This is a genomic window from Pseudomonas sp. FP215 (assembly GCF_030687795.1).
GTDB classification, from domain to species: Bacteria; Pseudomonadota; Gammaproteobacteria; order Pseudomonadales; family Pseudomonadaceae; genus Aquipseudomonas; species Aquipseudomonas salmasensis.
On the sequence record NZ_CP117447.1, the window covers coordinates 2,629,479 to 2,642,913 of the forward strand.

General features: G+C 61.0%; 11 protein-coding genes. 9 read left to right on the forward strand and 2 right to left on the reverse strand.

The window, feature by feature from the left end; genetic code table 11:
- Nucleotides 1–4 precede the first annotated feature (4 nt).
- The 6 genes from tssJ to PSH76_RS12025 are packed head-to-tail and all read left to right on the forward strand — an operon-like array spanning nucleotide 5 to nucleotide 7,632.
- Complete coding sequence (gene tssJ / locus PSH76_RS12000; RefSeq protein ID WP_305494147.1) at nucleotides 5–490, forward strand: type VI secretion system lipoprotein TssJ; 486 nt, start codon at nucleotides 5–7, stop codon at nucleotides 488–490.
- Between the two features lies 1 nt (nucleotide 491).
- Complete coding sequence (gene tssK, locus PSH76_RS12005) at nucleotides 492–1,820, forward strand: type VI secretion system baseplate subunit TssK (protein WP_305494148.1); 1,329 nt, start codon at nucleotides 492–494, stop codon at nucleotides 1,818–1,820.
- 5 nt (nucleotides 1,821–1,825) lie between these two features.
- Nucleotides 1,826–2,686, forward strand: coding sequence for a type IVB secretion system protein IcmH/DotU (gene icmH / locus PSH76_RS12010; protein ID WP_056788179.1), 861 nt, complete (start codon nucleotides 1,826–1,828; stop codon nucleotides 2,684–2,686).
- Nucleotides 2,687–2,702: 16 nt separating this feature from the next.
- Complete coding sequence (gene tssM / locus PSH76_RS12015; protein WP_305494149.1) at nucleotides 2,703–6,068, forward strand: type VI secretion system membrane subunit TssM; 3,366 nt, start codon at nucleotides 2,703–2,705, stop codon at nucleotides 6,066–6,068.
- Between the two features lie 5 nt (nucleotides 6,069–6,073).
- Complete coding sequence (locus tag PSH76_RS12020; protein ID WP_305494455.1) at nucleotides 6,074–6,796, forward strand: PP2C family serine/threonine-protein phosphatase; 723 nt, start codon at nucleotides 6,074–6,076, stop codon at nucleotides 6,794–6,796.
- Nucleotides 6,793–7,632 (forward strand): serine/threonine-protein kinase, encoded by an 840-nt coding sequence (locus PSH76_RS12025; RefSeq protein WP_305494150.1) that lies wholly within the window; start codon nucleotides 6,793–6,795, stop codon nucleotides 7,630–7,632. Before PSH76_RS12020 ends, PSH76_RS12025 begins: the two co-directional genes overlap by 4 nt.
- An 8-nt stretch (nucleotides 7,633–7,640) precedes the next feature.
- On the opposite strand, the gene PSH76_RS12030 is transcribed toward PSH76_RS12025, so the two are convergent.
- Both PSH76_RS12030 and PSH76_RS12035 read right to left on the reverse strand, forming a co-directional pair.
- Nucleotides 7,641–7,970 carry a DUF6388 family protein gene (locus tag PSH76_RS12030; RefSeq protein WP_305494151.1) on the reverse strand — a complete coding sequence of 110 codons (330 nt, stop codon included), beginning with the start codon at nucleotides 7,968–7,970 and terminating at the stop codon, nucleotides 7,641–7,643.
- Nucleotides 7,971–7,981: 11 nt separating this feature from the next.
- Nucleotides 7,982–8,236 carry a hypothetical protein gene (locus tag PSH76_RS12035; RefSeq protein WP_238344537.1) on the reverse strand — a complete coding sequence of 85 codons (255 nt, stop codon included), beginning with the start codon at nucleotides 8,234–8,236 and terminating at the stop codon, nucleotides 7,982–7,984.
- 345 nt (nucleotides 8,237–8,581) lie between these two features.
- Here PSH76_RS12035 and PSH76_RS12040 point away from each other — a divergent pair, with 345 nt between their 5' ends.
- From PSH76_RS12040 to PSH76_RS12050, 3 genes are all read left to right on the forward strand, one after another.
- Nucleotides 8,582–10,651 carry an EAL domain-containing protein gene (locus PSH76_RS12040; protein WP_278918208.1) on the forward strand — a complete coding sequence of 690 codons (2,070 nt, stop codon included), beginning with the start codon at nucleotides 8,582–8,584 and terminating at the stop codon, nucleotides 10,649–10,651.
- Between the two features lie 734 nt (nucleotides 10,652–11,385).
- Nucleotides 11,386–12,381: an HOASN domain-containing protein gene (locus PSH76_RS12045; protein ID WP_278915407.1), complete on the forward strand. Its 996-nt coding sequence runs from the start codon at nucleotides 11,386–11,388 to the stop codon at nucleotides 12,379–12,381.
- A 39-nt stretch (nucleotides 12,382–12,420) separates the two neighbouring features.
- The gene (locus tag PSH76_RS12050) at nucleotides 12,421–13,407 is read left to right on the forward strand and encodes an HOASN domain-containing protein (RefSeq protein ID WP_032896929.1); all 987 of its coding nucleotides are present in this window, start codon (nucleotides 12,421–12,423) and stop codon (nucleotides 13,405–13,407) included.
- Nucleotides 13,408–13,435: the final 28 nt, after the last annotated feature.

A 13,435-nucleotide genomic window follows, 5' to 3' on the forward strand; every position in this document is an offset into this window, starting at 1 on the left:
AGTCATGTATCGAGCCACCCTTGTTTCGCTGTTGCTCTTGTGCGGGCTGTTGGCGGGCTGCAGTGCCGTCTCACCATTCTCCACGCTGACCAAGCTGGATGTGGTGCTGACCGCCAGCCAGCACGTCAACCCGGACCTGCACGGTCGTCCTTCTCCCGTGGTGGTGCAGTTGATCGAACTGCGCCATGGCGTCGCCTTTGAACATGCCGACTTCTTCAGCCTGTATGGCAACGCCCAGCAGGCGCTGCCCAAGGACTGGGTCGGCAGCGAGGAGGTTGAACTGCGCCCGGGTGACCGGCTGGCGCTCAAACTGCGCATCGCTCCTGAGAGCCGTTTTGTGGGCGTGCTGGCCGCTTATCGAGACTTGCCCCATGTGCAATGGCGGCGGCTGGTGCCCTTGACGGTGCAGCAACGCAACCGTGCCGAGCTGGTGCTGGACCAGGGCGGTATACGTGTTGCTGAGCCGCTCGCTGCTGCGGAGAAGCAATAACATGCAGGTTCATAAAGTCATCTGGCAGGAAGGCATGCTGTTGCGGCCACAGCACTTGCAGCACAACGACCGTTATTACCAGCAGCAGCTCAATCAGACCCGCCTGCTGGGCAGTGACACCTGGGGTTTGCTCACGCTCGAACTCAATACGCAGTACCTCAAGCTGGGCAAACTGGTGGTCAACCAGGCCAGTGGCGTGTTACCGGACGGCAGCCTGTTTGAATTGAATGCCGCCATGGAGCCGCTGGTGCTGCAGGTGCCAAAGGATGCAGGCACGCAAGGGGTTTACCTGGCGCTGCCGCTGGCCAGCGGCAGTCACCTTGAGGTCCGCCAGCCTGCGCAAAGCGAGGTGTTGGCGCGCTACCTCAGCTGTGAAGTGGAAGTGGGAGACTCCAACGTGGGCGTGGATACGCGTTGCCGAATCCACTGCGCGCGCCCGGATTTACGTCTTATGCTGGGTGAACAGCCGGGTGACCAGCACTTCGTCAAGCTCAAGGTGGCCCAGGTACTGGACGCCAGCAGTGACGGCGGCGTGAATCTGGATACGGCGTTCATCCCGACGTTTATCTTCGTGCAGGAGCACGGGTACGTGGCGTCGTGCCTCAAGGAGGTAATTGGTCTGCTTGCCAGCCGGGGCGATGCCATCGCGGCGCGCATTCGTGGCGAAAGCACAGCCGCAGGCACGCACATCGCCGATTTCCTGATGCTGCAAGTGATCAATCGTAGCGAGCTGGAACTGCGCCACTGTCTGAGCCAGGCGCGGGTGCGACCCGAAGCGGTGTTCCGTGCGCTGGTGTCGCTGCTTGGGGAGCTATCAACCTTCACCACTGACAGCAAACGCGCGCAGTTGGATGTTCATTACCAGCACGGTGATCAGGGCGCCAGTTTTCGCGCTCTGATGGCGCAGCTGCGCATGGCGCTGTCGGTGGTGCTGGAGCAACAGGCGATGGAGTTGACATTGCAGCCACGCCAATACGGCGTTCTGGTATGCCCGGTCAGCGAGTTGAAACTGCTGGGCACCGCCACCTTCATCCTGGCAGCCACCGCGCAGTGTGAGGCGCATGAACTACGCCAGCGCCTGCCGGCACACCTGAAAGTCGCGCCGGTTGAGCGCATACGCGAGTTGGTCAACCTGCACTTGGCCGGTATCAAGGTCAAACCCTTGCCAGTGGCGCCGCGACAGATTCCGTTCCATGCCGGCAAGACCTATTTCATGCTCGATATGAGCCCCCGTGATATCGCGCAGCTGGAGCAGTCGGGTGGTTTCGCTTTCCACGTAGGGGGTGAATTCACCGGGCTTGAACTCGACTTCTGGGCCATCAGGAACTGAATGCCATGGACAGTGAATACACCCAGGATGAAAAAACCGTCCTGCTCGACCGGGAGACTCATGAGCCTGCCCAGGGGCCGTTGACGGATTTCCCGTCGCCGCCGCGCTATGAACAGCTGGAAGACCGCATGATCTACGCGGGCCACCGGCTCGATACCCAGAGCTTTCAGGCAGGGCTCAACCCGCTGGTTGCCGCAGCCTGGGCGGTATTGTTTGAAGTTATAGGGCTCAGGGTCTGCTCCGGCCGTGAAAACCTGGGCACGCTCAACGATCGGTTAGCGTTGGCGGTGACTCAGTTCGAGACCCGCGCCTTGCAGGGCGGCGTGGAGAACAGCCAGGTCATGTCGGCGCGCTATGTGTTGTGCAGCGTGATCGATGAGGCGGTGGTGACGACCCCGTGGGGGGCGCAAAGCGAATGGTCGAAGATGAGCCTGTTGAGCCGCTTTCATAACGAAACCTTTGGCGGCGAAAAAGTGTTCCAGTTACTGGAGCGCCTCACGCGCGACCCGGTGAAGCACCTGGCGATGCTGGAATTGCTGTACCTGTGCCTGTCCCTGGGGTTCGAAGGCAAATACCGGGTGATGGAACGGGGTGTGCCGCAACTTGAGGCGGTGCGCGATGCGTTGTATCGCCAGATCAGGCATGTACGCGGAGAACCGGCGGCGGTAGCACTACTGCCTGCCCAGCCAAAGGCCGAACGGCGCAAGCGGGTGCGTGTCATCCCTGCCACCTGGTGGGTCGGCCTCACCTTGGTATGTGTGCTGGCGATGTACACAGGGTTTGCCTGGGTACTGAGCAACGAGCGTACGCACGCGCTGCAACCCCTTCAACTGTCGGCGTCGGATCTGCTCCGCACGCCTTTGTAAACGCTGGGAGCATTGAATGATCGCATTCTTCAAGGGGATGGGCACCGTGCTGGGCAGGATTTGGGTGTGGAGCCTGTTGCTGGTGCTGTCCTGTGCGGCAATGGTGTGGTTTTTGGGGCCGCTGCTGGCGGTGGATGACCACCGTATCTGGGCCGGGGCGACTGCGCGGCTGGTCACCATTAGCAGTGTGTTCTTGCTATGGGGACTGGCGATGGCGTTTGCGGGGCCCGGTTTTGCCGCCTGGCGCCAAAGGCCGGAACGCGAGGCGCGCCAGCAGCCGATGACGGGGGTGGAGGACGAACGCCTGCACCTGCGCAGTCGGTTCAAGAAAGCCGTGCACCTGCTCAAGACGTCCCGCCATTATGGAGAGCGTAACGCACGTTGGCGTCATGAGTTGCCCTGGTACCTGTTGATCGGTGAACCGGGCAGTGGCAAGACGCAGTTGCTGGCGGCAGCGGGCTTACCGCTGGCGCTGGATCACGCGCAAGCGCGGCCGATCGGTAGCAGTGCCCATTGTGACTGGTATTTCGGCGACGAAGGCGTCCTGATCGACACCCCGGGGCGCTACCTTACCCAGCCCGACCGTTCAGTGGACGCCGCAGGCTGGGCCACCTTGCTGCAACTGCTCAGGCGGCGTCGCCGAGTGCGCCCGCTCAGCGGTGTGGTGGTGACGTTGTCGGCTGATACGCTGGCGAGCGCCACTGAATACGACCTGGATCAGCATGCCCGCCGTGTCCATTCGCGCTTGCAGGAGATCCAACAGACATTGCATGTGGATGTGCCGATTTACCTGGTGTTGACCCACGCCGACCAGTTGCCGGGATTCGCTGAATACTTCGACTCACCCCTTGGAGAAAGTGCCGACAGCGTGCTTGGGCAGCACCTGGATACCTGCGCCGAGGGGACTGACACGACGCAGGTTCGTCAGGCGGTCGAGCGATTATTGCAACGCTTGAACAGTGAGCTGATTGGGCGATTGCATCAGGAGCGCAATGTCGAGCGGCGTGGACAGATGCTCGAGTTTCCCCAACAAGCAGCACGAATGGGGGAGCAGGTCAGTCTGTTCGTTGACATGGCGTTTTGCGCTCATCGCTACCAACCCATCAACGGTTTGCGAGGGTTCTTCTTGACCTGCGCCGATGGCAGGCACCCGCGCTTTGTGCAGGGCCTGTTCAGCCAAGTGATCTTCGCCGAGGCTGACCTGGCGGGCTTGCAAGCCCACGAACAGCAACGTTTGCGTTGGCGCCAGGGCGCGCAGGCGCTGGCTGCGGCGCTGGTTATTGGCGGTGTTGGCGGGCTATGGGGGCACAGTTACTCCGTCAATCACCAACGCTTGGCGCAATTGTCGGCGCTGACCTCACACCCGCCGCTCGCCCTTGCGGCCAACGATGAAAGCACGGCGCTGTTGGCGCTGTTGGACGCGCGACTGGCGGCAACCCAGGTTTTTCCAGGGCCGGCAGATGTACGCCTGGTGGAGCGCACCGGGCTGTATCAGGGCGAACTGAGCCGTCCCAGCGTCGATCAAGCCTATGAACAGGCGCTGCAACAGCCATTGTTGACTTGGATAACCCACCAGTTGGAAGAGCAGATAGACGCCAGCCTGGGGGACCGGGAACGACTGCTCGACGACCTGCGTGCCTACCTGATGCTCAATCTGCGCGAGCGCCGTGACACGACCTGGCTGGCAGAACATATCGCAAGCCTTTGGTCGGTACGCTTTGCCGGGGATATGCCGACACAGAAGCGCCTTAATACGCACCTGGCGAGGCTGCTGGAGCAACCGTTTGTGGTGCCGCTCAACGAAGAGCGGGTGGCGCAGGCCCGTGAAGCGCTGAGGGGCGAATCGTTGGCCGATGGGGTCTACCGGGTATTGCGCGAACAAGCGCGCAGCCTGGAGCCGTTGCGGCTGGCCGAGGGTAAGGTGTTCGCCGCTATCGACCCGCCTGTGCCGGGGTTCTATACCAAACGCTATGTGCAGTACTTCGATGCGCAGGGCCCGCGCTTGGTAAACGCCATCACCCAGGACAACTGGGTGCTCGGGCAGGGCTCCGACCTGGGGCCTCAGGACTTGCGGCGCCTGATGGCTGAACTGCAGCAGCGCTATTTCAGCGAGTATGCCGATGCCTGGAGCGATGCGCTTGGGCGAGTCAGGCTGCAAGAGACCGACAGCCTGCGCCAGGATGCCGAGCAACTGATGAACCTGACGTCGGCACAATCGCCCTTGATTCGTCTGTTGCAACAGGTGCGTGAAAACACGCGTCTGTTGCCAGTCCCTGGGCTGCTGGACAAAGTGGCCCAGCAGTCGGCAGACCTGGGCGAGATGGCCAAGTCGCGGTTGACGGCAGGGCAGACGGCTATTGTCGAGGCGCCGCGGCGCGCCTTGCAGCGCCGCTTTGAGCCTTTGCATCAATTGCTGGATGAGCAGCACAACCCCGGGGTAGAGCTGACTCAGGCGTTGCGCCTGCTGGATGAAGTACACCTGCAACTGACGGCATTGAACCGTGACAGCGCACCCGAGCAGGCGGCCTTCCTGCGTGCCAGGCAGCGCATGGAGGGCCAGCAGGATGCATTGGGCAATCTGCGTGACGCCGCCGCGCGCCTGCCGCTGCCCGTTGCCGGCTGGCTCGAAGGCGTGGCCGATGACAGTTGGCGGCATCTGCTGGAGCAGGCCTATGTGCACGTCAACCAACGTTATCAGAGCGAGGTGCATAGCCTCTACGCCAAGGCCATCGGCCGACGTTACCCATTCAATGCGCACGCCAGCAGTGAGGTCGCCCTTCACGATTTTCAGGAGTTCTTCAAGCCACGCGGGGTGATGGCGCGCTTTTATGAGGGCTACCTGCGGCCGTTTATCAGCGTCGACGGCAGCCGCTACCGACTGCGTGGGCTGGATGGCCAGAGTTTGCCGGTTTCGCGTGCGCTGCTGGAGCAATTGATGAAAACTCAGGTCATCCGCCGCGGTTTCTTTACCGAAGACGCGGGGGAGTTATCTGTGCGCTTCACCTTGGCGCCCTACAGCCTGGACCCATCGGTCAGCCGTGCGATCCTGCGGTTTGGCGACCAGCAATTGGAGTATCGCCACGGTCCGATCGTACCCATGGCGTTCCATTGGCCCACCGATGCGGACAATGGGCGCAGCAGCCTCGTTCTGGAGAGAGGCACGGAGCAGAGACCCTTGGGTATCGAAAAGAACACCGGGGCGTGGTCGTTGTTCCGGTTTCTGGATCTGCTGCAGAAAGAGCCCGCCAGTGGCCGAAATATACAGATCCTCAAGGCAGACCTCGCCGGCCTGCGCGCCAATTACCGGCTCACCAGCCAGCGTACGCCTGGCCCGTTTGACATGGACACATGGCGCACCTTTCGCCTGCCGGAGCAGCTGTGAACCCGATGGATAGCCCGTGGCGCAGCGCCGGGCGCACGCAGCGAGGCCAGGCGCGGTTGCGCAATGAGGATGCTTTCCTGGACAACCCGCGCGCCGGTTGCTGGGCGGTGGCGGACGGCATGGGCGGGTATCGGCACGGGGATGTCGCCAGCCAGTGGGTGATCAGCCAGTTGGCGTCAGTGTCGGCGGACGGCAACCTTGACCAACGTATCCAGGCGGTTCGCCACAGGTTGCAGGACGTCAACCAAGGGGTGAGACGCGCGTGGACAGAGCCTGGCGCAAGCGGTGACGTGACGATGGGCAGCACCGTGGTTGCCCTGTTGCTGGAGAAGGGCCGGGCAGCCTGCCTATGGGCGGGAGACAGCCGTTGCTATTTATGGCGCGACCAGAACCTCTATCAGTTATCCAAGGACCACTCGCTGCTGCAGCGCCTTATGGACGAGCGTCAGTTGAGTGTGGCGCAAGCCCAGGCCTACCCGGGTGCCAGGGCCTTGACCCGGGCCGTTGGCGCGCGTTCGCGTTTGCACCTTGAAGTACTGGAACTGCGCACCCGCCCAGGGGACGTGTTTTTGTTGTGCAGTGATGGTTTGTATCAGGCCCTCAGCCACGTTGACCTGGGGCGGGCGTTGAGCATGGGCACGCCTCAACGGGCAGTGGAACGGCTATTTGCAGGGGCGTTGCGCAGGCCGGTACGTGATGACCTGACCGCGGTCGTGGTGCAGCCTTGAACTCGACAGCTTCATCTTCCCGCCTATTGGCTGGGCGTTATCACCTTGAACGTGTCTTGGGCAGCGGTGGTATGGGCAGGGTGTACCGCGCGCGCGACCTGTTGCACGAGCAGTTGGGCGAACCCTGTTCCAAGGTAGCGATCAAGCTACTCGACGAACCCATTTCCCAGTGCCCCGACGCGCATGTGTTGTTGTACCGCGAGTTTGCCTTGGCCCGCAGCCTTCGGCATGAACGCGTGGTACGGGTGTTTTCGTTTGAGGTCGATACACACAGCCACGTCGCGTTTTTCACCATGGAGTTGCTACAAGGGATGACGCTGGACCGCCTGCTGCTGGAGTGCCCCCAGGGCTTGCCCTGGCGGGAGTTGCGCCCCATCGCCTTGCAGCTGCTGGATGCGCTGGTTTACACCCACCAGCAAGATGTTCTGCACGGTGACGTCAAACCCGCCAATGTCATGGTGGGCGAGGAGGGCGTGCGCTTGTTCGATTTTGGCCTGGGTCATGCTCAAGCAGAGGCTGCGGTAGGGTTGCCGAGTGTCAGCCGCAGTCGTTTCAATGCCTGGACACCTGCCTACGCCGCCCCGGAACTGTTGGCCGGCGGTACGCTGACCGCTGCCGCCGACCTGTACGGCGTGGCCTGCATCCTGTACGAACTGGCCCACGGCAGGCGCGTTGGCAAGCGCGCGTCAGACCGGCTGCCCCGACCCGCGCAGTTGCCCAGGCATTGCTGGGCAGCGTTACAGGCCGCGTTGGCGATAGACCCGCAGCATCGAAGCATAACGGTGGCTGAGTTGCGTCACGTCATGGGGCGCAACCGAGCACGCTGGTGCTTGTAGGGTAAAGGTCAAACGGCCAAGCCGTGCAAGTGGCAGTACTGCGCCCAGTCCATGCCGGCCATTTGCGCGACTTCTTTATGCACTTCGCGCCGTTGGGCCTCGAAGACTTCGGGCGAATCGGCCGTGAGCTTGAGGGTCAATTCCCAGGCGAACAGCTTTTGCTGTTCAGCATGTAGTTCGAACGCCTCATGCAAGCGTTCGGCGCGATACTGCGCCAGGGTTTCGCCCCTGGCCTGGGCTACCAGCGGGTTAAGGCTGTCCAGTTCGGCAGCGACCTGGGGTTGTTCGCGCAGGAATCTATCCAGTGCGAGCTGGTGAGTATCGTTGGGTGCCGACATAGGTAGACACCTTAATGAGAAGGGTGGGAGCCGCTATCGGACGTGCGTGCGTTGAGGTGATGGCGAGCACGCTTGCGCGACCTGCGCCGCATCCAGTTCTGCAACGGCGCGAGCAAGAAAAACATCAGGTAGGCGACCAGCACCAGGGCCAGGTCTACCCAGGTTTCAGCCACAGGCCCGGTAAACAATTCAATGACGTTCTTGATCACAAACAGCAACACCACGCTGCACAACCACAGCAGGATGGTGACAAATAGAGGACGCATGTTACTTGAGCGCTTGTCTTGCATAGTGAGGTTCTCTCCTTTGGCCTGTTGTCGTTGCAGGCAAGATTCCCTGAGTGCGTACCCATTATCAGACAGGTTGTAACATCGTATAACACGCACAAAACGTGCGGATGATACCGACTCAGACAGCCTTAGGGGATGATTCAAGTCAGAAAGTTCGATAAATCTGTAGGGATTTAGTCTAACAGCCCGGCATTCACTGGCAAAAAAGCCGAGCAGGGACGGGTATAAAGGCTTTCGCTTCAGCTATCAGGGCGTGTAGCGTTAGCGGGTGTTTCCGGCCCTGATCTTCAGCGGCAGACGGTGACAGGCAGAGGACGGCCCATGGCGCACACCCTGTTCAAACTTTTCCTGACCCAGCGCCTGGCAGTCCTGGCCAGCACGGAGTCGTTGCGTGCGATTCGTGAGGGGCTGCTGTGGATCCTGCCGTGCCTGTTGGTGTCCGCCGGTTTCCTGATTCTGTCCGAATGCGCCCAGGCGCTGGGTTTCGATCCGCAGGTGGTGAGTTTCCTGGCGGGGTTGCATAAACAGATCAGTTCGGTGATCCCACTGCTGGTCGCAGCTTCCATCGGTTATATGTTGGCGATTCAACACCGTCTGCCACAGCTGCCAGTGGCCTTTCTGTGCCTGGCCCATGTGGTGGTCGCCACCTTCGTGCTGCGTGAGTACCCGCGTGCTTCGGCTACGTTTTTATTGTTTATTGCCATTGCTTCGCCCTTGATCAATGTGCCGGCCATTGCCTGGCTGCACCGCTTTCGCTGGACGCGCCTGGTCAACCAAGACCTGGTCGGCCATAACCTCAAGGGCACCATCAACATGGTGGTGCCTGGCGCACTCACAGCCTTGTCGTTGGTGGCGGTGTTGTCGTTGCTGCTGTTGATCCCCCATGTGGCGCAAATTCAGGCGCCGCAGGTGCTTGATGCGTTGCAGGCGCCTTACAGCAGCGGGTTGTTTGTCACCCTGATGAATTCGCTGCTGTGGTTCTTCGGCATTCATGGCGTGTATGCCATGCAGCCGTTATTCGATGCCTTGGACCAGGCGGTGGCGCTCAATGGCGCAGCGTTGGCGGCGGGGGAGCCTGTGCTGTACCTGCTCAACAACGGCTTGCTGGGCAGTTTTGCCTTTATCGGTGGCTCGGGCGCAACCTTATGCCTGCTGTTGGCGATCCTGCTGTTTTCCAAGAGCCAGTCCATGCGCTTGCTGGCGGTGGCCAGTTTGCCGTTGTCGTTATTCAATGTCAGCGAGGTGTTGTTGTTCGGTTTGCCGATCATTCTCAACCCGCGTCTGTTTATACCGTTTCTACTGGTACCGGCGTTCAATGCGATGGTGGCGTTGATGGTGGTGCAACTGGGCTGGGTGTCGCCGGCGGTGGCCAGCGTGCCGTTTACCGCTCCGGTGCTACTCAATGCCTACCTCAGCACCCACGGCGACGTGGCGGCGGTGGTGTTGCAGATCGTTCTGTTGGGGGCCGGTACGCTGGTGTATGCGCCCTACGTCAGGGCGATTCATCGCCAGTCCAGCGATGGCGGCACGGTGTACCTCAAATCCCTGGACATGACGTTTCGCGGCCTTGAAGAGAAAGGCCGCCTGCTGGAGTTCGACCCGGTGCTGGCCACTCACCAGACCTTGGCCCGCCAGGCCGCTGAGTTGAACCGCATCCAGCAGATCAGTGATTACGAGTTCTACCTTGAGTTTCAACCCCAGGTCTCCACCCGCACCGGTTTGTGCACCGGCTGCGAGGCGCTGATGCGCGCCCGGGACAGCCAGGGCACGGTGCATTCGCCCTGGGAGTTCCTGCAATGGCTGGCGCACGCCAGGCTGATGCCGGACGTGGATGTGTGGGTGGCGTCCCAGGCCGTGCGCCAGTATCAGAAATGGCAGAAGGTGGGTTTTGAACTGCCGATGACCATCAATATTTCCAGCACTACGCTCAAGGACGCGGCCTACGGCGATCGGCTGGTGGAAATTCTGGCCCAGGCCCAAGGGCGGGTGTCAGTGGAAATTACCGAAGACGCGCTGGTCAGTGATATCCCGGCCACTCGCCAGACCATCCAGAAGCTGCAGGCCATGGGGGCCAAGGTCTATCTGGATGATTTTGGCACTGGGTTTTCTGCGCTGAGTTACTTGCACCAGTTTCCTGTGGATTTCATCAAGATTGACCGAAGTTTTGTGGTGGCTCAGCGTGACCCTAAAGGCGCCCAGGTGCTGACTGGTATGTTGCGTTTCTGCGAGGCCTTGGATCTGGGGGTGGTGGTGGAGGGGGTTGAGACGGCTGAGCAGTTGGCGTTTTTGAGTCATGGGCCTGAGTTGTTTATTCAGGGTTGGTATTTCAGCAAGGCACTGCCTGGGGATCAGATGCCACGCTTTGTGCGGGAGCGCAGGGCGTTGGTGTGATGGCCGACGCTTCTCTAACTGACACCTTGCGGTCCAACTGTGGGAGCTGGCTTGCCTGCGATGGTGGCCTCCCAGCAGACGCCTATCCACCTGACACCCCCACAATCCAAATGTGGGAGCTGGCTTGCCTGCGATGCCGGCCTGCCAGCCGACGCCTATCTACCTGACACCCCACGATCCAAATGTGGGAGCGGGCTTGCTCGCGAAGGCGGCCTGACAGTCAACACAGCTGGATTGTGTGCATATCCATTGCTGCGGTAACGGCCACCTAGGGTTCCGCCCGGCGGCTCACTTTTGAAAAGCGCAAAAGTAAGCAAAACGCTCTTGCCCCACCACTCGGCACCTCGCTTGGGCTCGGTGTGCCCGAACGCAGGCTTGAATCCGTGGGCCGCCGCCACGCGCCATCCATGGCGCGGGGCGGCTAACCCGGCGTCCTGCCGGGTTACCCACGAATTCAAGCCTGCGTTCGGCCAGCGTGGTTTAACGGGGCGCCTAAGATCAAAAGCCAGATCAAGATCACAAGCAGAGCAAGATCAAGAGCGGCTCGCTTCGCATCGTGGTTACCGTTGGGGGCTGCAGGGTTGTGTTTATACCTGTGGTTCGGTGGCGCTATCGGCCTATCTCCACGCCTTTGAAAGAATTTTCCTACAGGTGTTGACCTTGCCACTACGGGAACCTTTAGGCTTTTTTCCGAGTACGCCTAACCACACAAAAACAAGATTCAGGGGTTATCAATGGATACTGCTGCCCTGCAACAACGCTCGGATTCCGATCTCTTCACCAACGCCTCGCGGCTGATGGCGAATGCCTTGGAACCTGGCGCCAATTACACCCAGGTCACCCGCGCGCTGGAAGCGCTGCTCGCACAGGCTCGGCAAGGCCTGTCGGGAGACGCCGACGCCTACGCGCACTATCAGTCAGCCCTGCTGCAACTGCACATTCCCGGTGACCCGCGCACCGAACCGACCCGGCGCTGGATGGCCAGCGAGGTCTACCGCGTCGAAGATGAGTTCGCCGCCGATGTGCCGGGCTTCACCGCGTTGCCGGTGGACGAGTTCCGTCAGCAGGTCGACGCTGAAATCGCTGCGCGCAGCCGGGTCAATCACCCGATGTCGGTGCATCTGTTCCAAGGGACGCCGCCGGTTCAGGATGTGCGCTTCTTCCTGGAGCATCACTGGACCCGTTCCTACAACTTCTACAGCCTGCTGGCCGAACTGGCCTTTCGCTTCGAAGCCATCGAAGATGCCTCGGTGTTTTACCGCAACCTCTACGGTGAGGCAGGGGCTGAGACACCGGAGCGTTCGCACCCGGCGATGCTCGCCCATCTGATGGAGTATTTCGATATTCCGCTGGCCATCGACTTCCCCGCGCTGCATCCGTTGGAAAAGGCCTACCTGAATAATCGCATTCGCTGTGTGCGCCACACGGATGTCGCCTGGGGCCTTGCGCTGCTCTATGCGGTCGAGTCTGTCAGTTGCGTCAACCATCGGCGCATCTACGAGCTGTTGCAGCGCCTCGATGTTCCAGAACAGCCCAGCGAGTTCCACCGCTTGCATGGCACCCAGGATGAGATCGACACCGAGGAAATGTGGGCCCTGATTGCCAAGTTCGCCAGCGAGGAGGGCTTTCAACGCACCTTTATGCGTGCACTCAAGCGCCACTTCGAAATCAACAAGGCCTACTTCGACAGCCTGTGGCAACAGATGCAGGCCCAACGCCTGTCTGCCTGAACGACCTGCGATCCCAGAAAAAAAATAATGGAGCACATGATGAGCCCACGTAATTTTTCCCTGCCGCAATTGCAGAATATTCACACGGCCGAAGCCCGTCTGTTGGCGGAAGCCTTGAAGCCGGACGCGACGTTCAATCGCATCGAAATTGCCGCCAACATGCTGCGTGCCCTGTGCGAGAGCGGCCAACGAGGGGACGCCGCCAATGCAGCGCAGTGCCAGCAGTTGCTGTACATCCTGTCGCTGAGCGATGACGTGGCCACCGCCTCGACCCGGCGCTGGCTGGCCAATGCCGTCTATAGCGTGCAAGAGCGCTTCATGCCGTCAGCCGACCTGGCATCGCCCTTGTCCGAGGCCGGTTTCCAGCAACGCCTGGAAGAGCAGATTGCCGCGCAGTCGCGGGAAAACCACCCGATGTCGCAGTATGTGTTTGAAGGCAAAGCCTCTCGCGAGCAGCTGCAGGTGTTTTTGCGCCACCAATGGTTCCGTACTTATCGCCTTTACCGGGACGCCGCCGACCTGCTGGTCAACCTGACTGACGTGGACGAAGCGGCTGCCCTGGCGCGTTATCTCTACGGCGAGTTGGGCGAAGAGGATGAGCAGCGTTCCCACCCGAAGCTGTTGGCCAAGCTACTCGCCGCCGTAGGCCTGAATGCCGATTTCGAGGCTCTTTCGACGATGCCCGAGGAAATCGCCTACCTCAACAACCGCGCACGCTGTTTCCGCAACCCCGATGTCGGCTGGGGCCTGGCGGTGTTCTACATCACCGAACTGGTGGTGCCGGGTAACCACGGCAAGTTGTACAACGCCCTGCGCAATGCGGGCTTGAGCCAGGATGACGCGGAGTACTACGAAGTGCATATCAGCCTGGTGCCGCCACGGGCCAAGCGTGAATGGGCGCTGATCTCACGGCGTATTCCGGACCTCGGGTTCCAGAATGCGTTTCTCACGTCCCTGGCCGAGCACTTCCGGCTGGAGCGGGCTTACTACGATGCAGTCTGGGAACAAGTGCAACGCGTGAAGTAGCCCTCCTTAGGACAACGCGAGTAACTCG

What these genes read in the sequence shown, in the direction of transcription:
- tssJ (WP_305494147.1), top strand. Translation starts at nt 5, where the DNA reads ATGTATCGAGCCACCCTTGTTTCGCTGTTGCTCTTGTGCGGGCTGTTG.
- tssK (WP_305494148.1), top strand. Translation starts at nt 492, where the DNA reads ATGCAGGTTCATAAAGTCATCTGGCAGGAAGGCATGCTGTTGCGGCCA.
- icmH (WP_056788179.1), top strand. Translation starts at nt 1,826, where the DNA reads ATGGACAGTGAATACACCCAGGATGAAAAAACCGTCCTGCTCGACCGG.
- tssM (WP_305494149.1), top strand. Translation starts at nt 2,703, where the DNA reads ATGATCGCATTCTTCAAGGGGATGGGCACCGTGCTGGGCAGGATTTGG.
- PSH76_RS12020 (WP_305494455.1), top strand. Translation starts at nt 6,074, where the DNA reads ATGGATAGCCCGTGGCGCAGCGCCGGGCGCACGCAGCGAGGCCAGGCG.
- PSH76_RS12030 (WP_305494151.1), bottom strand. Translation starts at nt 7,970, where the DNA reads ATGTCGGCACCCAACGATACTCACCAGCTCGCACTGGATAGATTCCTG.
- PSH76_RS12035 (WP_238344537.1), bottom strand. Translation starts at nt 8,236, where the DNA reads ATGCGTCCTCTATTTGTCACCATCCTGCTGTGGTTGTGCAGCGTGGTG.
- PSH76_RS12040 (WP_278918208.1), top strand. Translation starts at nt 8,582, where the DNA reads ATGGCGCACACCCTGTTCAAACTTTTCCTGACCCAGCGCCTGGCAGTC.
- PSH76_RS12045 (WP_278915407.1), top strand. Translation starts at nt 11,386, where the DNA reads ATGGATACTGCTGCCCTGCAACAACGCTCGGATTCCGATCTCTTCACC.
- PSH76_RS12050 (WP_032896929.1), top strand. Translation starts at nt 12,421, where the DNA reads ATGAGCCCACGTAATTTTTCCCTGCCGCAATTGCAGAATATTCACACG.